Source organism: Achromobacter sp. (assembly GCF_050285565.1).
Classification (GTDB): domain Bacteria; phylum Pseudomonadota; class Gammaproteobacteria; order Burkholderiales; family Burkholderiaceae_B; genus Achromobacter.
Genome location: NZ_JBLZXG010000001.1, coordinates 656,882 through 676,491 on the forward strand (window position 1 = coordinate 656,882; position 19,610 = coordinate 676,491).

The following is a 19,610-nucleotide window of genomic DNA, read 5'->3' on the forward strand; positions in this document are numbered from 1 at the left end:
GGGTGGCAATAACGCGGCGCGGGCCGCGTCAACGCGCCGTGGCGACACGGCGTGGCGAAATTATATGACCGTGGGGCGTTTATATAATAGGCGGCTAACCGGACAAATCGTACATGCCAGAATCCTCCCGCCCGCGGCCGCCCGTGCCGGCCGACGGGCCGACCCGGGCCGCCGGCCGGCCGCGCGCCGACGCCGCGACCCCGGCGCCCCGCCCCGAGCGGCCCATCCCCGCCGTGACCTACCCCGAAGACCTGCCCGTCAGCGCGCGGCGCCAGGAGATCGCGCGCGCCATCGCCGGCCATCAGGTGGTCATCGTCAGCGGCGAGACCGGCTCGGGCAAGACCACCCAACTGCCCAAGATCTGCCTGGAACTGGGCCGCGGCCGTCAGAAGATGATCGGCCATACCCAGCCACGGCGGCTGGCCGCCACTTCCGTGGCCAAGCGCATCGCCGAGGAACTGAACACGCCGATGGGCGAGGTGGTGGGCTACCAGGTGCGCTTCAACGACCGCACCGGCCCGAACGCGTCGATCAAGCTGATGACCGACGGCATCCTGCTGGCCGAGTCGCAGCGCGATCCGCTGCTGCGCCGCTACGACACCATCATCATCGACGAGGCGCACGAGCGCAGCCTGAACATCGACTTCCTGCTGGGGTACCTGAAGCAGCTGCTGCCGCGCCGTCCCGACCTGAAAGTCATCATTACCTCGGCCACCATCGATGCCGAACGCTTCGCCCGCCATTTCGCCGCGTCCGAGGACAAGCCGGCGCCGGTGATCGAGGTCTCGGGCCGGCTGTACCCGGTCAAGGTGCGCTACCGCCCGGTGCGCGAGGACGCCGCCGAGGACGAGGCCATGCCCGCCAAGCCGGGCCGCGACCGCGAGCGCATGTCGGGCGACGAAGAGCGCGACCTGATCGACGCGATCGTCGACGCGGTCGACGAATGCGCCCGCCACGGTCCCGGCGACGTGCTGGTGTTCCTGCCGGGCGAACGCGAGATCCGCGAATCGGCCGAGGCGCTGCGCAAGCGCCATCCGGCCGGCACCGAGGTGCTGCCGCTGTATGCGCGCCTGTCGCAGGCCGAGCAGGAACAGATCTTCCATCCGCGCGGCAACGCGCGCCGCATCGTGCTGGCCACCAACGTGGCGGAAACCTCGCTGACCGTGCCCGGCATCCGCTTCGTGGTCGACAGCGGCCTGGCGCGCATCAAACGCTATTCCTGGCGCAACAAGGTCGAGCAACTGCGCATCGAGCCAGTCAGCCGCGCCTCGGCCAATCAGCGCGCCGGCCGTTGCGGCCGGGTCGGGCCCGGCGTCTGCATCCGTCTGTATGACGAGGCCGATTTCAACGCCCGCGCGCCGTTCACCGACCCCGAGGTGCTACGTTCGTCGCTGGCGTCCGTGATCCTGCGGATGAAGTCGCTCAAGCTCGATGACATCGAGCAGTTCCCGTTTGTGGAGGCCCCGCCCGGGCGTGCGGTGGCCGACGGCTATCACCTGCTGCAGGAACTGGGCGCGATCGAGCTGGCCGCGGCCGACGACGGCGACGACAGCGCCCGCACCGGCGCCTCGTTCGTCCTGACCCGCACCGGCCACGAGCTGGCCAAGCTGCCGGTGGACCCGCGCATCGGCCGCATGATCCTGGCCGCGCGCGAGCATCAGTGTCTGGCGGAAATGCTGATCATCGCCTCGGCGCTGTCGGTGCAGGACGCGCGCGACCGCCCCATGCAGGAGCGCGAGGCGGCCGAGGCCGCCCACGCCAAGTTCGCCGACGATAAATCCGAATTCATTTCTTTCCTCAAACTGTGGCGCTGGTACGGCGAACAGGTGCAGCACAAGGCCTCGCAGCGCAAGCTGGTGGGGCTGTTGCGGCAGAACTTCCTGTCCCCCATCCGCCTGCGCGAATGGCACGACGTCCATACCCAGTTGGCCGCGTTGGTGGGCGAGCAGGGCTGGCGCGTCAACCAGGTCGAAGCCACCTACGAACAACTGCACCTGGCGCTGCTGTCGGGCCTGTTGGGCAACATCGGCTTCAAGAGCGACGAGGGCGGCCACTACCAGGGCGCCCGCGATATCCGCTTCCACATCCATCCGGGCTCGCGCCTGGTGAAGAAGGCCGGGCGCTGGATCGTCGCCGCCGAACTGGTCGAGACCACCCGCCTGTACGCGCGCTGCGTGGCGCGGATCGACCCGGTCTGGCTGGAAAAGGTCGGCGCCCACCTGATCCGCAAGAGCTGGTCGGACCCGCGCTGGGAAAAGAAGGCCGGCCAGGTGGTGGCCAACGAACGCGCCACGCTCTATGGCCTGACCATCTACAGCGGCCGCCGCATCCAGTACGGCCGGGTCCATCCGCGCGAGGCGCGCGAGCTCTTCATCCGCCAGGCGCTGGTGCCGGGCGAGATCGACACGCGGCTGGCCTTCGTGGCCCACAACCGCAAGCTGATCGCCGGCATCGAGAAACTCGAGCACCAGACCCGCCGCCCCGACATCCTGGTCGATGACGAGCTGATCTACGCCTTCTACGATCGCCAACTGCCGGCCGACATCTCGCAGACCGCGACCCTGGAAAAATGGGTCAACGGGCTCGACAAGGCCGCCGCCGCCCGGCTGCTGCTGACGCGCGACGAGCTGATGCGGCACGAAGCGGCCGGCGTCACCACCGACGTCTTTCCCAAGAAGGTCGAGTGGCAGGGCGTGTCGATGGCGCTGGACTACCACTTCGAGCCCGGCTCGCCGCGCGACGGCGTGACGCTGGCGGTGCCGCTGTTCGCCCTGAACCAGATCGATCCGGCGCGCTGCGAATGGCTGGTGCCCGGCATGCTCAAGGAAAAGGTGCACCTGCTGCTCAAGTCGCTGCCGCAGAAGCTGCGCCGCCACTGCGTGCCGCTGCCTGACTACGCGGCCGGCTTCTACGATCGCTGGTTCGAGCGCCTGGGCGACCCGCAGACCGGCCTGGTGGACGCGCTCATCGCCGATATGTGGGACCAGGTGCAAGTGCGCCCGGCCGCCGCCGACTTCAAGCTGGAGACGCTGCCGGCGCACCTGTTCATGAACTTCCGCGTGGTCGACGAGCACGGCCGCATGCTGGCCGCCGGCCGCAACCTGGCGCAGTTGCGCGCCGAGTTCGGCAAGCAGGCCCAGGCCACCTTCCAGCAACTGGCCGCCAGCGACACCCAGGTGGCGCAGGCGCTGGCGCACGAGAACCTGACCGCCTGGACCTTCGGCCCGCTGCCGGAAATCATGGAGATCAAGCGCCGCGGCCAGTCGGTCATCGGCTACCCGGCGCTGGTGGACCGTGGCGCGCATTGCGACCTGGACGTATTCGACGACCCGGATGAAGCCCGCAAGGCGCACCGCGCCGGCCTGCTCAAGCTGTTCCGGCTGGGCCTGCGCGAACAGGTCAAATTCCTGGAAAAGAACCTGGCCGACCTGACCCGGATCAGCATGCTCTACATGACGCTGGGCACGCAGGAGGAACTGCGCGACCAGATCATCGACTGCGCCCTGGGCCAGGCCTGCCTGGCCGAGCCCTGGCCGGTCAACGAGCAGCAGTTCGAGGCGCGCCGGGCCGAAGGCAAGGGCCGGCTGGGCCTGCTGGCGCAGGAAGTGGCGCGCCTGGCGGGCACGGTGCTGACGGAGTACGCGGCGCTGCAGCGCAAGCTGCCGCAGGCCAAGCCGCACGCCGCCGCCTACGCCGACCTGCAGCAGCAACTGGGGGCGCTGATGCCCAAGTGGTTCATCCGCGACACCCCTTACGCCCAGTTGTCGCACTTCCCGCGCTACCTCAAGGCGGCGGTGGCGCGCATCGACAAGCTGCGCGCCGATCCCGGCCGCGACGCCAAGCTGGTGGCCGAGATGGCGCCGCTCTTGACCCAGTACCAGCGGGCGCGCTCGGCCCTGAAGGGGGCGCCCGACCCGCGCCTGGACGAGTTCCGCTGGTTGCTGGAAGAGCTGCGGGTGGCGCTGTTTGCGCAGGAATTGCGCACGCCGATGCCGGTCTCGGTCAAGCGGCTGATGAAAAGCTGGGAATCCCTGCAACGCTGATCCGCCGGTTTCAGGCGGGGCCGGTCGTGGCCCCGCCGCCCGGGTGAGCGGGGCGGCGCGAGCCGTCCCGTATTACACCCGGATTTCAGTCGTTTTCTGTTCAGTGACGCGTCATCTGGTTATGCTTCAATGCGCGGGCCTTCACCCCGCTCCCTGGAGCATTGCCGACATGTTCGAGCTCTTCAGCACCCGCACGCGCCCGTCCGCGTCGTCCCGCTCCTCGCCCAATCGCTGGGACTGGGCCCTGTTGCCGCTGGTCCTGGTGGTGCTGGCCGCCATGGCCTACGGCGCCTCGCAGATGAGCCGCCCCTTCGCCGTCGGCGAAGAACTGCCGATCTCGCTCGACCCGATCTACCTGCCGTACTACCTGCTGCGCACCATCCTGCGCATGTTCACGGCGCTGGCGTTTTCGCTGCTGTTCAGCTTCATCTTCGCGGCCATCGCGGCCAAGTTCCGCACCGCCGAAAAAGCCATGATCCCGATGCTGGACATCCTGCAATCGGTGCCCATCCTGGGTTTTCAGGCCATCGCCATCGCGCCCTTCATCGCCCTGTTTCCCGGCAACCTGCTGGGGGTCGAATGCGCGGCCATCTTCGCCATCTTCACCTCGCAGGCCTGGAACATGGCGTTCAGCCTGTACCAGTCGATGCGCACCGTGCCGGCCGAACTGAACGAGGCCGCGCGCGTGTTCCGCTTGTCCGGCTGGCAGCGCTTCTGGCGGCTGGAATTGCCGTACGCCACCCCGGGCCTGCTGTGGAACATGATGATGTCCATGTCCGGCGGCTGGTTCTTCCTGGTGGCGGCCGAGGCCATCTCGGTGGCTGGCCAGGACATCAAGCTGCCCGGCATCGGCTCCTACATCGCGGTGGCCATCGACGCCGAGAACGGCCGCGCCATCGCCTGGGCCATCGGCGCCATGATGGCCGGCATCCTGCTCTATGACCAACTGTTCTTCCGGCCGCTGCTGGCCTGGGCCGACAAGTTCCGCTTCGAGGAATCGCAGGCCGACGTGGCGCAGCAGTCCTGGCTGCTGGACTGGACCCGCCGCAGCCGCTGGATGCAGGCGCTGTCCAACCGGTTCTGGGCCCAGATGCGGCGCGCGCTGGGCTGGTTCAGCGTGTCGTATGACGGCACCTCGATCCGCGCCCGCGCCAAGGCGCCGGACCCGCGCTGGACCCGCGTGTGGGATTCCTTGCTGGCCGCTGGCGCGTTGCTGGCCACCTACAAGCTGGTCGTGTTCGTGCATGAGGAAGTGGGCTGGAGCGAAGTGCTGCACGTGGTCGGCCTGGGCGGCATCACGCTGCTGCGGGTGATGGTGCTGATCGGGCTGGCGTCGCTGATCTGGGTGCCGATCGCGGTCTGGATCGGCCTGCGCCCCAAGTATTCGCAGCGGGTGCAGGCAGTGGCGCAGTTCCTGGCCGCGTTTCCGGTCAACCTGCTGTTTCCGGCCGTGGTGTTCGTGATGGTGGCGTTGAAACTCAGCCCCAATATCTGGCTCAGCCCGCTGATCATCTTCGGCACCCAGTGGTACATCCTGTTCAACGTGGTGGCGGGCGCCTCGACCATTCCCAACGAACTGCGCCTGGCCGCCAGCAACCTGGGGCTGAAGGGCTGGCTGCTGTGGCGCCGGGTGTACCTGCCGGCGGTGTTTCCCAGCTTCATCACCGGCGCCATCACCGCCAGTGGCGGCTCCTGGAACGCCAGCATCGTGGCCGAATACGTGACCTGGGGCAATACCTCGCTGGTGGCCGACGGCCTGGGCAGCTACATCAAGCAGATGACCGAGCAGGGCGATTTCCATCGCATCGCGCTCGGCATCGGCGTCATGAGCATTTTCGTCATGCTGCTGAACCGGTTTTTCTGGCGCAAACTGTATTTGCTGGCCGAAGACCGCGGCCGGTAGGAGTCTTCATGAATTCCAATTTCCTGATCGAGCTGCACGACGTCGGCAAGTCGTTCCGCGCCGCGGATGGCACTGCCCGGCACGTGCTGGAACACGTGGATTTCACCTTGCGCGAAGGCGAGATCGTGGCCCTGCTGGGCAAGTCCGGCTCGGGCAAATCGACCCTGCTGCGCATCATGGCGGGGCTGGTCAACGCCGACCAGGGCACCGTCACCTACCGCGGCCAGCCCGTCTACGGCCCGGCCGCCGGCATCGCCATGGTGTTCCAGTCGTTCGCGCTGTTCCCGTGGCTGACCGCGCAGCAGAACGTCGAACTGGGGCTGGAAGCCCAGGGCGTGGCGCCGGCCGAACGCGCCAAGCGCGCCGACGCGGTGCTTGACCTGATGGGCCTGGGCGGGTTTGGGGGCGCGCTGCCGCGCGAACTGTCCGGCGGCATGCGCCAGCGGGTCGGCATCGCCCGCGCGCTGGTCATGAACCCCGACGTGCTGCTGATGGACGAGGCCTTCTCGGCCCTGGACGTGCTGACCGGCGAAACGCTGCGCGACGACATGCTGGAACTGTGGGACGAGAGCCGCATCTCGACCAAGGGCATCCTGATCGTCTCGCACAACATCGAGGAAGCGGTCATGATGGCCGACCGCATCATCGTGTTCTCCAGCGACCCCGGGCGCATCCGTAGCCAGGTGCAGATCGGCCTGCCGCGGCCGCGCAACCCCGATTCGCCGCAGGTGCGGGCCCTGATCGACGAAGTCTACGCGCTGATGACGCAGCGCCCGGCGCATGACATGCCGACTCCGCGTCAGCAAGGCCTGGGCTACCGCTTCCCGCACACCGAAGTCGAGCGCATGGAAGGCGTGCTGGACGTGCTGGCCGAGGCGCCCTTCAACGGCCGCGCCGACCTGCCCAAGCTGGCCGAGGAAGCCGAGATTTCCGACGACGATCTGCTGCCGGCCTGCGAAGCGCTGGGGCTGTTCGGCCTGGCGCAGATCGACAAGGGCGACATCTTCCTGACGCCGCTGGGTCAGCGCTACGTGCAGGCCGACCAGGGCCAGAAGCAGGCCATCTTCGGCCGCCAGTTGCTGGCCCACGTGCCGCTGGCCGCGCACATCCGCCACAGCCTGGAACAGGAACCCGCCGGCGAGTTGCCGGAAAAGAACTTCCTGGATTCGCTGGAGGAATTCCTCAAGCCCGACGAAGCCGAGCGCGTGCTGAAGATCGCGGTGGAATGGGGCCGCTATGGCGAAATCTATGGCTACGACTACCACACCGGCCTGTTGACTTTGCCGGAGCGCGACGCGGGGTAGGGGGCGGCGGCGGGCCGCCCGGCCCGCCGCGGTGATGCGCTCACAGGGCGATGAAGCCCGCGATCACCAGGATGATCAGGCCGTACTTGGTGGCCTTGTAGACAGTGCGGTTCCAGGCCTTGAAGGCCTTGCGCTTCTGGTCGATGACCCAGTGCGCATGGGTTAGTTTGTTGATGGCGCCGGTCTGGTCGCCACCGTCGTTGGGCGAGCTGGCCGCCGACATCACCACCCGGCCGAACCAGCGGTTGAAGGCCTCCGCCCAGCCCCACTTGAGCGGCCGTTCGACGTCGCAGAACAGGATGATGCGGTTCTGGTCGGTGTGGTTGTAGGCCTCGTGCACGTAGGTTTCGTCGAACACCACGCTTTCGCCGTCGCGCCAGCTATAGGATTCGCCGTCGACGATGATGTGGCAGCGGTCGTCGTTGGGCGTGGCCAGGCCCAGGTGGTAGCGCAGCGAGCCGGCGAACGGGTCGCGGTGGGCATTGAGCTTGCCGCCCGGCGGCAGCTCGGCGAACATGGCCGCCTTGACCTTGGGCAGCGTTTTCAGGATGGCCACGGTCTTGGGGCACAGCTCCTCGGCCGACGGGTGGCGGGCGTCATACCACTTCAGGTAGAAACGCTTCCAGCCGTACTTGAAGAACGAATTGAAGCCGATGTCGTTGTGGCTGTCGGCCGCCTTGATGCGGCGCATCTCGGCCATCTGCAGGGCCTCGTCGCGGATCGTTTCCCAGTTATCGTCCAGCACCTTGAGCTCGGCGATCTCGCTGGTGGTCAGGTAGGGGGTCGACGGCACGCGCGAGGTCAGCACCATGAAGGCGTTGACCGGCGCCAGCAGCACCGAGTGATCCAGCAGTTGCCGGCCCAGCGGCAGCTTGACGCGGCCGCGGAAGTGCGCGAACAGGATGGCGGCGAGCCAGATCCCGGGTATCAGCCATTTCATAGGTAAATCTCGTCCTGCGGCAGGTGAGTCAGGTGCAATCGCCTATTGTTACACAGGCCCGCTCCAGGGGCGTCGGCGCAATCGGGCGCAGGGCGCTTTTCGGTCTTCCGACTAGGTACAATTCCCGCTATGTCCGAAGCCGTAACAACCCCGTCCCCCTTTGTCCACTTGCGTGTCCACTCCGAGTTCTCGGTGGTGGACGGCATCGTGCGCATCCCCGACCTCATCAAGCGTGTCGCCAAGCTGGGCCAGCCCGCCGTGGCGCTGACCGACCTGTCGAACCTGTTCGGCCTGATCAAGTTCTACAAGGGCGCGCGCGGCGCCGGCATCAAGCCCATCGCCGGCTGCGACGTCTGGCTCAGCAACGACGAGGATCCCGCCAAGCCGTTCCGGCTCCTGCTGCTGGTGCGCAACCACCAGGGCTACCTGAACCTGTGCGAACTGCTGTCGCGCGCGTTCCTGACCAACCAGGGCAAGGGCCGCGCCGAGATCCGCCGCGAATGGCTGCAAGGCCAGGACGGCCTGATCGTGCTGTCGGGCGGCCGGGGCGGCGACGTCGGCCAGGCGCTGGACGCCGGCAACGCGGCGTCGGCGCTGGCGCTGGCGCGCCAGTGGGCGCACCTGTTCCCGGGCAGCTACTACATCGAACTGCAACGCGCCGGCATGGATGGCGACGAAGCCTACACCCAGGCCGCCATGCGCCTGGCGGGCGAGGCCGGCCTGCCGGTGGTGGCCACGCACCCGGTGCAGTTCCTGGATGAATACGAATTCCAGGCGCACGAGGCCCGCGTCTGCATCGCCGAAGGCGAGATCCTGGCGAACCCGCGCCGCGTGCGCCGCTTCACCAAGGAACAGTACCTGCTCAGCTCCGAGGAAATGGCGCGCCGCTTCGCCGACGTGCCCTCGGCGCTGGCCAACACGGTCGAGATCGCCAAGCGCTGCAACCTCAGCCTGGTGCTGGGCAAGCCGCGCCTGCCCAACTTCCCCACGCCCGACGGCGTGTCGCTGGACGATTACCTGGTGCAGTTGTCCGAAGAAGGCCTGGAAAAACGCCTGGCCTTCCTGTTCCCGGACGAGGCCGAACGCGAGTCCAAGCGCGCGCAGTACTACGAGCGCCTGCGCTGGGAATGCAAGACCATCATCCAGATGGGCTTCCCGGGCTACTTCCTGATCGTGCAGGACTTCATCAACTGGGGCAAGAACAACGGCGTGCCGGTCGGCCCTGGCCGGGGTTCGGGCGCCGGCTCGCTGGTGGCGTACGCGCTCGGCATCACCGACCTCGACCCGATCCGCTACGACCTGCTGTTCGAGCGCTTCCTGAACCCCGAGCGGGTCTCGATGCCCGACTTCGATATCGACTTCTGCCAGGACAACCGCGAACGCGTTATCGACTACGTCAAGGAAAAGTACGGCCGCGCCGCCGTCAGCCAGATCGCCACCTTCGGCACGCTGGGCGCCAAGGCCGTGGTGCGCGACGCCGGCCGGGTGCTGGACATGCCCTACATGTTCTGCGACGGCCTGTCCAAGCTGATCCCGTTCAACCCGATGGATCCGTGGACGCTCGAGCGCACCCTGAAGGACGAGCCGGCCTTCAAGGACCGCTACGAACAGGAAGAGGAAGTGCGCGCGCTGGTCGATCTGGCCAAGCCGCTCGAGGGCCTGACCCGCAACATCGGCATGCACGCCGGCGGCGTGCTGATCGCGCCCGGCAAGCTCACCGATTTCTGCCCGCTGTATTGCCAGCCGGGCCAGGAGAACAGCGCCGTCTCGCAGTTCGACAAGGACGACGTCGAGGCCGCCGGCCTGGTCAAGTTCGACTTCCTGGGCCTGCGCAACCTGACCATCCTGGACTGGGCGGTGCGCTACGTGCGCCAGTTCAACGAGGACAAGCGCGACTTCGACGTCATGGCGCTCAGCCTGGACGATCCGGCCGCCTACAAGATCCTGTGCGACGCCAACACCACCGCGGTGTTCCAGCTGGAATCGCGCGGCATGAAGGAACTGCTCAAGAAGCTGCGGCCCAACACCTTCGAAGACATCATCGCCATGCTGGCCCTGTATCGTCCGGGGCCGCTGGAATCGGGCATGGTGGACGACTTCGTCAACCGCAAGCACGGCCGCGCGGCCGTGGACTACTTCCACCCGGACCTGGAAGCGACCCTCAAGAGCACCTACGGGGTCATCGTCTACCAGGAACAGGTGATGCTGATCTCGCAGATCATCGGCGGCTACTCGCTGGGCGGCGCCGACCTGCTGCGCCGCGCCATGGGCAAGAAAAAGCCCGAGGAAATGGCCAAGCACCGCGAGCTGTTCGAGAAGGGCGCCAAGGAAAAGGGCCACGACCCGGACCTCGCGGTCAAGCTGTTCGACCTGATGGAAAAGTTCGCGGGCTACGGCTTCAACAAGTCGCACTCGGCCGCGTACGCGCTGATCTCGTACCAGACCGCCTGGCTCAAGGCCTACCACCCGACCGAATTCCTGGCCGCCACCATGTCCTCCGACATGGACGACACCGACAAGGTTCAGATCTTCTGCCGCGACGCCCAGGACAACGGCGTCGAGGTGCTGCCGCCGGACGTCAACTTCTCGGGCTACCGCTTCGAGCCGGTGGCCGACAAGTACACCGAAAAGGGCAAGCCGCCGCGCACCATGCGCTACGGCCTGGGGGCGGTCAAGGGCACCGGCCAGGGCGCGGTCGAGGACATCCTGCGCGCCCGCAAGGAAGGCGGCCCGTTCCAGAATCTGTTCGACTTCTGCCGCCGCGTCAGCAAGCACGCGGTCAACCGCCGCACCATCGAGGCCCTGATCAAGGCCGGCGCGTTCGACACCATCGAACCGAACCGCGCCGCCATGCTGGCCTCGGTGCCCACCGCCATGGAAGCGGCCGAGCAGGCCGCGCGCAGCGCCAACCAGTCGTCGCTGTTCGGTGACGACAGCAGCGACGTGGTGGCCGGCGAACTGGCCAAGGTCGCGCCATGGGATCTGCACAAGAAGCTGACCGAGGAAAAATCGGCGCTGGGCTACTACTACAGCGGCCACCTGTTCGACGCCTGGCGCGACGAAGTGCGCCAGATCGTGCCGATGCAGTTGGCGCGGATCGAGCCGCAGCGCGACCTGCAATGGATGTGCGGGGTGCTGGCCAGCGTGCGCGTCATGATGACCCGGCGCGGCAAGATGGTGTTCGCGGTGCTGGACGACGGCACCGCGCAGGTCGAGATCTCGGTGTTCAACGAGCTTTACGAAAAGCACCGCAACCGCCTGCGCGAAGATCAGTTGGTGATCGTCCAGGGCAAGGTCAGCAACGACGACTATTCCGGCGGCATGCGCATCGTCGCCGAACAGCTGTATGACCTGCAACTGGCGCGCGAGGCGCGCGCCAAGTCGCTGCGCGTCAAGCTCAACGGCGGCGCCGACGCCGCGCGCCTGCGCCAGATGCTCAACCCGTTCCGCGCCGAACCCGAGAACGGCATCCCCGGCGTGCCGGTGGACATCGTCTACACCAAGAACAATTTCCTGTGCACCGTGCGGCTGGGCGAGGAATGGCGCGTGCGCATGGCCGACACCCTGCTCGAGAACCTGAACGCCTGGACCAAGCCGAACGGCGTGGAGGTCACCTACTGATGCGCATCGTTCACTCTGAAGCCGCCACCAGCTTCGGCGGCCAGGAAGGCCGTATCTTCAAGGAAATGAATGCCATGCGCGCGCGTGGCCATCACCTCGAAGCCATCTGCCAGCCGAGCGCGCTGCTGGCCGAGCGCCTGTCGGACGCCGGCTTCACCGTCCACACGCTGGAGATGGATGGGCCATTCAATTACCTGAAAGGCGTTGCCGCCATCCGCCGCATCCTGCGCGAAGGCCGCTTCGACGTGCTCAACACCCACAGCCGGCGCGACACCGTCATCGCCGCGGCTGCCGGCCGCCTGGCGGGCACGCCGCTGATCGTGCGCACCCGCCACTTGTCCAACAAGGTCGGCTCGCTCTGGTCGTACACGCGCCTGCCGCATCGCGTCACCACCGTTAGCGACCACGTGCGCGAGCACCTGATCGAGCGCGGCGTGCCGGCCAGCCACATCGCCACCGTCTATTCGCCGATCGTGCTGCCGCCGCCGGTCGAACACTCGACCCTGCGCGAAGAGCTTGGACTGGCGCCAGACGACCTGGTGGTCGGCTGTGTCGCCGTGATGCGCGCCACCAAGGGCCACAAAGACCTGATCGACGCCATCGCGCCGCTGATGGCCACGCGGCCCAAGCTGCACCTGGTGTTCGTGGGCGGCGGTTCGCCGGTGTTCGAGCAGACCCAGGCCTATGTGGCCGAGCGCGGCCTGCAGGACCGCATCCACCTGATGGGCACGCGCCGCGACGTGCCCAACCTGCTGGCCGGCTGTGACCTGTTCGCGCTGGCGACCCAGCAGGAAGCGTCCGGCACCGTCTACGTCGAGGCGCAGGCCAGCGGCCTGCCGGTCATCGGCACCGACGTCGGCGGCGTGTCCGAAATGTTCCGTGACGGCGAAACCGGCATCCTGGTGCCGCCCAAGGACCCGGCCGCGCTCACCGCCGCGCTTCAGAAACTCATTGACGATCCCGCCTTGCGCCGCCGCATGGGCGAGGCCGGCCGCAAGATGGTCTGGGAAGAGGGCGTGTTTTCGCCCGCCCGCCTGGCCGAAACCACCGAGGCCGTCTACACCCGCTGGCTGGCGGAGCGGCGCGGATGAACGCGCCCAACGTCCCGGTGCTGATGTACCACCACGTCACGCCGGCCGGCGGCATGATCAACGCCATGCCCGACGTGTTCGAAGCCCAGATCGCGCGCCTGGCGCGGGCCGGCTACCAGTCGCTGTCCACCGAGCAGTTCGCCGCCTACCTGGCCGGCGCGCCGGCCCCCGAGCGCTCGGTGCTGATCACCTTCGACGACGGCTATCTCAACAACTGGGTTCACGCCCATCCGGTGCTGGCGCGTTACGGCATGCGCGCCGTGCTGTTCACCATCACCGGCTGGATCGGCGACGGCCCGGCGCGTCCGCACGCGGGGCAGGGGCTGCCGCTGCCGGCCACGCCCGACCACGACGCCAGCAAAAAGCTGATCGCCGAGGGCCGCGGCGATGATGTCATGCTGCGCTGGAGCGAGATCGAGGCCATGCGGGCCGCCGGCACCTTCGAATTCCATTCGCACACCCACACCCATACGCGCTGGGACAAGGTCTGCGGCGCCGATGTCCAGGCGAAGAAGGCCCACATTGCCCAGGAACTGTCCGATTCTCGCGAGACCCTGACGCGCCGCCTGGGCGCGGTCAGCGATCATCTGTGCTGGCCGCAGGGCTATTTCGACGGCGACTACGTGGCGGCCGCCAGGCAGGCGGGCTTTCGCCACTTGTACACTACCGACCCTTTCGGCCAGAACACCCCCGGCGCCGACCCCGCGCACATCTACCGCTTCGCGGTGCGCAACCGGGGCGGCACCTGGTTGAACCGGCGCATCTGGCTGTCGCGCGATCCCTTCTGGGGACCGCGCTATCACGCCTGGAAGGCCTGGAAAAAGCGTCTTAGGAATCGCGGATGAAGTTATCAGTCATAGTCATCACCAAGAACGAAGCGGCCAACATCGCCGAGTGCCTCAAGTCGGTCGCCTTCGCCGACGAGTTCATCGTGGTCGATTCGGGCAGCACCGATGGCACGGTGGAACTGGCGCGCGCGCTGGGCGCGCGGGTCGAGGTGACGGCCGACTGGCCCGGTTTCGGTCCGCAGAAGAACCGCGCGCTCGACCTGGCCACGGGCGATTGGGTGCTGTCGATCGATGCCGATGAACGCGTCACACCCGAGCTGGCCCGCGAGATCCAGGAGACCCTGGCGGCGCCGCGCGCCGACACCTACGAGATCGCCCGCCTGTCGAATTTTTGCGGCCGCGACATCCGCCACAGCGGCTGGTGGCCCGACTACGTGCTGCGCCTGTTCAAGCGCGGCGCAGCGCGTTTCAACGACGCCGCCGTGCACGAGCGCGTGGTGCCCGCCAATGGCCAGCCGCCGCTGCGGCTCAAGGGCTACTTCCATCATTACCCGTACGACAACCTGGACGCGCTGGTCACCAAGATCAACCGCTATTCGTCGGACGCCGCCGCCATGATGTACGCCAAGGGCAAGCGCACCTCGGTGTTCGGCGCGCTGGGCCACAGCTTCTGGACCTTCGTGCGCATCTACCTGATCCGGCGCGGTTTCCTCGACGGCCGCCACGGCCTGGTGCTGGCCGTGACCGCGGCGGCGGGCAGTTTCTTCCGTTATTCGAAGCTGATGTTCCTGGCCGAGAAGAACAAGTGAAGATCCTCTACACCAACTTCCACGCCAACAATGGCGGGGGACACGTTACCTACATCATCAACCTGGCCCGCGCCCTGGCCGCCGAGCACCAGATCACCGTGGCCGCGCCGGCCAGCAGCCGGCTGTACCGCTATGCCAAGGCGATTGCCGGCGTCACGGTGGTGGACATGCGCTACACCACGCGTCCCTCGTCCTGGTTCGGCGACCGGGCGCGGCTGCGCCGCCTGATCAAGCAGGGCCGCTTCGACATCATCCACGCCAACGGCTCGGCCGACCACAAGCAGGTCATGCTGGCCACCCTGGCGCTGGCGCGCCGCCCGCGCATCGTGTTCACCAAGCACAACGATCACCCGGTCAACAGCTTCGGCCACAAGCTGCGCGTGGCCTTGGCCACCGATCACAGCATCGCGGTCAGCGACTACATCCATCGCCTGCTGGCCGATTCGCCCTACCGCAAGCGGCCCATCACCACCATCCGCCACGGGATCGACACGCGCTTTTTCGCGCCGCCGCCGCCCGACAGCCTGGACAAGCTGCGCGAGATCTTTTTCGGCCCGGACTGGCACGGCAAACTGCTGCTGGGCAGCGCCGGCGGCACCGACTACGACAAGGGCTGGCTCGACCTGGTGGCCGCCGTGGCGGCGCTGCCGCCGGGCGACAAGGAACGCGTGCGGCTGCTGGTGGCCGGCGATCCGCCGTCCGAGGCCAAGCTGGCCCGCGTGCGCGAACTCGGCATGATCGACCAGGTGCGTTTCCCCGGCCTGCTCGACGACGTGCGCGCGGCGCTGGCCTCGTGCCACGCCGGCTTCGTGCTGTCGTACCGCGAGGCCCTGTCGTTCGCCTGCCGCGAGATCATGGGCCTGGGCCTGCCGGCGCTGGTCACCGACGCCGGCGGCCTGCCCGAGAACGTCACCGACGGCGTCGACGGCTGGATCGTGCCGGTGCGCGACGTGGCCGCCATGACCGCGCGCCTGCGCCTCATGCTGGACGATCCGGCGCAGGTCCGCGCCATGGGCGCGAACGCCCGCGCAACGGCCGAGCGTGACTTCAACCTGGCGCGTTTCGCGCAAGCCACGGTCGACGTCTACCAGCGTACATTGGGCGGACACTGAGCCCTTATAATCCGCGCTATGTCTATCCCAATTCTCATGTACCACCAGATCGGCGAGCCCAATCCCAAGGGCACGCCGTTTCGCGGCCTGACGGTGCACCCGGACGATTTCGCGCGCCAGATGCGCTGGATGCACCGCCTGGGCTACCGCGGCCTGTCGATGCGCGACATCATGCCGTACGTGCGCGGCCAGCGCCGCGGCAAGGTGTTCGGCCTGACGTTCGACGACGGCTACCGCAACGTGGTCCAGAATGCGATGCCGGTACTGGACAAGCTGGGCTTCACCGCCACCAACTACCTGGTGGCCAACCAGTTCGACGGCGGCAACGTCTGGGACGCCAAGATCGGCATCCCGTTCTCGCCGCTCATGACGGTAGACGAAATGCGCCAGTGGGCCGCCTCCGGCCACGAGGTCGGCTCGCACACGCTGGATCACGTCCACCTGCCCGAAATGACGCCCGAAGAGGCGCGCCGCCAGATGGTCGAATCCAAGGACGTGCTCGAACAGGCGCTGGGCGCGCCCGTCACTGCGTTCTGTTATCCCTATGGCGACCACGGCCCGGAGCACCTGGTCATGGCGCGCGAGGCCGGCTACGACAACGCCACGCTGACCAAGCGCGGCCTGGCCAACGCCAGCGACGATCCCTTCGGACTGCCGCGGGTGACGGTGTCGCGTTCCACCGGCATTTTCCGTTTCCTGCAGAAATGCCTGACTCGCTATGAAGACAAGCGCGGGCGCGGCTGAGCGGCGGCTGCGCATCGCACTGCTGGTCGACCGCTTTGGCAACCGCTTCGGCGGCGCCGAGGCCTATGGCGTCGAGCTGATGCGCGTGCTGGGCCAGCGCCACGATATATCCGTGGTGGCGCGCGACTTCGACAGTGATCTGCCCTTCGCCTTCCTGCCGGTGCGCTTTCCCGGCTGGCTGCCCAGTTGGATGCGGGTGCTGTATTTCGCCTGGCGGGCCGACCGCCTGACCCGTGGCCGCTACGACATCGTGCATTCGCACATGAACGGCTGGGCCGGTGAAATCCAGGTCATGCACGTCACGCCGGTGCGCTACAACCGCCTGACGCGGGTCAAGCCGCTCAAGCGCGCGCTTGCCTGGCTCAGCCCGCGCCTGGCCACCTACCTGCTGCTCGAGAAATTCCGCGTGCGTCCCGCGCCGGCGCGCCGGGTGGTGGCGGTGTCCGGCCTGATCATGGATCAACTGCACCGTAGCTACGGCCCGCAGTTGCCGGTCGAGATCATTGCGCCCGGGGTCAAGCTGCCGGCGCCCGAGGCCGCGGCGGCCCGCGCCGACACCCGGGCGCAGGTCGGCTGGGACGCCGACACCATCGGCTGCCTGCTGGTGGCGCGCAACCCGCTGCGCAAGGGCCTGCCGGCGCTGCTCGACGCGCTGGCGCTGCTGCCGGCCCGCTATCGCCTGCTGGTGGTGGGGGCGGATCAGGCCACCCGCGACCGGGTCCGCGCGGCCGGGGCCGTGGCCAGCCGCGTGACGTTGGTCGACCCGACGCCCGAGGTCGCGCGCTATTTCGCCGCCGCCGACATCTACGCCCACCCGACGCTCAACGACAGCTACGCCATGGCGCCGCTGGAAGCCATGTCGCATGGCCTGCCGGTGGTGGTCAGTTCGCCGGCGTATTGCGGCTTTGCCCAGTACCTGTCGGCCGGCAAGGACGCGCTGATCCTGCAGGACCCGCGCGACGGCGCCCAACTGGCCCAGGCCTTGCAGCGGCTGGGAGACGAGCCGGAGTTGCGCGCCGCGCTGTCCGAGCGCGGCCTGGCCATCGCCCGCGACCAGAGCTGGGAGGCCGTGGCCGCGCGCTACGAAGCGCTGTACCAGGCGGTGCTGGCCGAGCGCGCCTGACGCTTGCCGCGGGCTTCTAGAACTGCAACGGGACCGCCAGGGTCCCGTTTGCATTCGATGCGATTCAATGCGCCGCCGGCGCGGTGGCCTGTTCCAGCTCGCCCAGCCAGCGGATGGCGTACTCCCGGTCGCTGCCGCACATGTCCGCCTGCGCCTGCAGTCCGCCGCAGAAATCCGGCCGCGAGGGCTGGCCGAAGATCGCGCAACGCATGTCCGGCAGTAGCTGGATACAGGGCACGCCCGCCGGCTTGCCGTCAGGCATGCCAGGAATCGGCCGCGTGATCGACGGCGCGATGCAACAGGCGCCGCAGCCCGGCCGGCAGGCCAGCGTCGCCGTCATGCTCAGACCCATCCACGCAGCCAGTAGACGAACAGCCCGGCGTATTCCTTGATGATGGAACGGCTGGCGTCGAAAGTGCGTTGATCGGGCAGCCACGGATTCAATGAACCATCGGCGGGCGCCACGATCTGCGGCGGGGTGGGCGCGGCGATGGCCACCACGCCCTGCTTGGAAAAGGCCGCCATGGCGCGCGGCATGTGCAGGGCCGAGGTCACCAGCAGCACCTTGCCGATACCGCGTGTCTTGAGCTGGTCCTCGGTCAGGGCGGCGTTCTCGTAGGTGGTGCGGCTGGCGTTTTCCAGGATCAGCGCCGATTCCGGCACGCCCTGCTGGCGGATGGCGTGGGCCATGCCGCGCGCTTCGCTGACGTCGCCCTCCAGCGCGCCGCCGGACAGCACCACCTTGGGCGCGCGGCCCGCCAGGTAGAGCTGGGCCGCGGTGTCGATGCGCACCACGGCGGTGTCCTTGTCGTACGGCAGGAACCAGTTGGCGCGGCCATTGGCGGTGTTGCCGCCCAGCACCACGATGGCGTCGGCGCTCGGCGATTCGGCCGGCGGCAGGTGCGGGTAGCGCTTTTCCAACGCGCCGCCGAGCCATAGCGAGGTCGCCGGCAGCGACCACGCCAGGGCCCAGAGCAGACCGGCGACGATCAGGGTGCCGCCGGTCTTGCGCAGCCGGAACAGGCCCAGGACCAGACCGACCACCACCAGGGTCAGGCACAGGTTGTAGGGAATGATCAGATTCGTGAGATAGCTGGACATGGTCATTTCTAGACAAACTGTTTACTGCGCGTCGTCCAGCATCGCGTTGGCCCGCTCTTGCACGGTCTCGATGGAGGGCCACGCCGTTTCCGAACCGACGCATACCGCGCGCGGCGACCACGGCCCGGTACGGCCGGGTCGGGTGACACCGAACAGCGTCAACTCCCGGGCGCCCGCCGCCGCGGCGACGTGCGAAACCCCGGAGTCGTTGCAAATCACCAACGCCGCGCGCGTCGTCAAGGCGGCGAACGCGCCCAGCGGTAACGGTGGCAGCAACTGGGCCGTCGGCGCATTGCGCCGGGCTTCGTCGGTTTCCGCTGGAGGGGGGCACATTACCACGGTATGGCCCCGGGCCTGTAGCGCGCGGGTAAGTGTATCGAATCCAGGCCACACCTTGATTTTGCCTTTGTGCAAACCGGTTGCCGTGGGCGCGATCAGGACGAAGCGCTGCCCGGCCAGGCCGGCCGCCTCCAGCGCCAGCGCCGCGGCGTCCTGGTGGGCCGGCGTCAAGGGCAGGTCGAGCGTGGGGCCGGGCTCGGCGGGGCCCGTTGGCAGCCCCCAGCGTGCCAGCGCCTCGCGCGTCAGGTGATGCCAGGATTGCACCGCATGCAGGGCCGTCTGCGGCTTGGCCACCGGCCAGCGCAGCAGGAAACTGCGGCCATCGTCGCGGTAGCCGGCCGACGGCACCCCCGCCAGCCGGAACACGAGCGCGCTGGACAGCGAATCCGGCAATAGCAGGCCGCGCGCGCGGCGGCCCGCCGCGCCCTGGGCGCGGCGATGGGCGCTGACCGTGGCGCGATCTGGCCCCACTTTCCCCAGCATCGGCAGGAACTCCCGTTTCTCGATGCCGTCCAACAGATCCCGCGCCCAGGGGCGGGCGCAGATGACCAGGGGCAGGCCGGCCGCCTGCAAGGCACGCAGGCTCGGCAGGCTCATGCAGACATCGCCCACCCAATTGGGCAGGCGGACGTAGAGACAACTGATTTCGGACATGGACAGGCGCGCGGCACGTTAGGGGCTGTAAAGGGGGA

At 68.0% G+C, this 19,610-nt stretch carries 14 protein-coding genes; 10 read left to right on the plus strand and 4 right to left on the minus strand.

What is annotated here, in order from left to right:
- The first annotated feature begins 113 nt into the window (after window positions 1-113).
- From hrpA to ACN6O8_RS02985, 3 genes are all read left to right on the plus strand, one after another.
- Entirely contained in the window at window positions 114-4,043 is a 3,930-nt protein-coding gene (gene hrpA / locus ACN6O8_RS02975) for an ATP-dependent RNA helicase HrpA (protein WP_427989560.1), read from the plus strand.
- 169 nt (window positions 4,044-4,212) lie between these two features.
- On the plus strand, window positions 4,213-5,946 hold the full coding sequence (locus ACN6O8_RS02980; protein WP_427989561.1) for an ABC transporter permease: 1,734 nt from the start codon (window positions 4,213-4,215) through the stop codon (window positions 5,944-5,946).
- 8 nt (window positions 5,947-5,954) lie between these two features.
- Window positions 5,955-7,250, plus strand: coding sequence for a nitrate/sulfonate/bicarbonate ABC transporter ATP-binding protein (locus ACN6O8_RS02985; protein ID WP_427989562.1), 1,296 nt, complete (start codon window positions 5,955-5,957; stop codon window positions 7,248-7,250).
- Window positions 7,251-7,290: 40 nt separating this feature from the next.
- Here the strand turns inward: ACN6O8_RS02985 and lpxO are convergent, their stop codons facing one another.
- Entirely contained in the window at window positions 7,291-8,190 is a 900-nt protein-coding gene (gene lpxO, locus ACN6O8_RS02990; protein ID WP_427989563.1) for a lipid A hydroxylase LpxO, read from the minus strand.
- Window positions 8,191-8,319: 129 nt separating this feature from the next.
- Here lpxO and dnaE point away from each other — a divergent pair, with 129 nt between their 5' ends.
- The 7 genes from dnaE to ACN6O8_RS03025 are packed head-to-tail and all read left to right on the plus strand — an operon-like array spanning window position 8,320 to window position 17,478.
- Entirely contained in the window at window positions 8,320-11,811 is a 3,492-nt protein-coding gene (gene dnaE / locus ACN6O8_RS02995; RefSeq protein ID WP_427989564.1) for a DNA polymerase III subunit alpha, read from the plus strand.
- Window positions 11,811-12,902: a glycosyltransferase family 4 protein gene (locus ACN6O8_RS03000; RefSeq protein WP_427989565.1), complete on the plus strand. Its 1,092-nt coding sequence runs from the start codon at window positions 11,811-11,813 to the stop codon at window positions 12,900-12,902. Before dnaE ends, ACN6O8_RS03000 begins: the two co-directional genes overlap by 1 nt.
- The gene (locus ACN6O8_RS03005; RefSeq protein ID WP_427989566.1) at window positions 12,899-13,747 is read left to right on the plus strand and encodes a polysaccharide deacetylase family protein; all 849 of its coding nucleotides are present in this window, start codon (window positions 12,899-12,901) and stop codon (window positions 13,745-13,747) included. The genes ACN6O8_RS03000 and ACN6O8_RS03005 overlap by 4 nt, the downstream gene beginning before the upstream one ends.
- Window positions 13,744-14,499: a glycosyltransferase family 2 protein gene (locus tag ACN6O8_RS03010; protein ID WP_427989567.1), complete on the plus strand. Its 756-nt coding sequence runs from the start codon at window positions 13,744-13,746 to the stop codon at window positions 14,497-14,499. Before ACN6O8_RS03005 ends, ACN6O8_RS03010 begins: the two co-directional genes overlap by 4 nt.
- Complete coding sequence (locus ACN6O8_RS03015; RefSeq protein ID WP_427989568.1) at window positions 14,496-15,611, plus strand: glycosyltransferase family 4 protein; 1,116 nt, start codon at window positions 14,496-14,498, stop codon at window positions 15,609-15,611. Before ACN6O8_RS03010 ends, ACN6O8_RS03015 begins: the two co-directional genes overlap by 4 nt.
- Before the next feature lie 18 nt (window positions 15,612-15,629).
- Window positions 15,630-16,355 carry a polysaccharide deacetylase family protein gene (locus ACN6O8_RS03020; protein ID WP_427989569.1) on the plus strand — a complete coding sequence of 242 codons (726 nt, stop codon included), beginning with the start codon at window positions 15,630-15,632 and terminating at the stop codon, window positions 16,353-16,355.
- The gene (locus tag ACN6O8_RS03025) at window positions 16,330-17,478 is read left to right on the plus strand and encodes a glycosyltransferase family 4 protein (RefSeq protein ID WP_427989570.1); all 1,149 of its coding nucleotides are present in this window, start codon (window positions 16,330-16,332) and stop codon (window positions 17,476-17,478) included. Before ACN6O8_RS03020 ends, ACN6O8_RS03025 begins: the two co-directional genes overlap by 26 nt.
- Before the next feature lie 64 nt (window positions 17,479-17,542).
- Here ACN6O8_RS03025 and ACN6O8_RS03030 read toward each other — a convergent pair whose 3' ends face one another.
- The 3 genes from ACN6O8_RS03030 to ACN6O8_RS03040 are packed head-to-tail and all read right to left on the minus strand — an operon-like array spanning window position 17,543 to window position 19,572.
- Window positions 17,543-17,818 carry a YkgJ family cysteine cluster protein gene (locus ACN6O8_RS03030; RefSeq protein WP_427989571.1) on the minus strand — a complete coding sequence of 92 codons (276 nt, stop codon included), beginning with the start codon at window positions 17,816-17,818 and terminating at the stop codon, window positions 17,543-17,545.
- 2 nt (window positions 17,819-17,820) lie between these two features.
- Window positions 17,821-18,585, minus strand: coding sequence for a YdcF family protein (locus tag ACN6O8_RS03035; protein WP_427989572.1), 765 nt, complete (start codon window positions 18,583-18,585; stop codon window positions 17,821-17,823).
- 15 nt (window positions 18,586-18,600) lie between these two features.
- Window positions 18,601-19,572, minus strand: a complete 972-nt coding sequence (locus tag ACN6O8_RS03040) for a glycosyltransferase family 9 protein (protein WP_427989573.1) — start codon at window positions 19,570-19,572, stop codon at window positions 18,601-18,603.
- Window positions 19,573-19,610 lie beyond the last annotated feature (38 nt).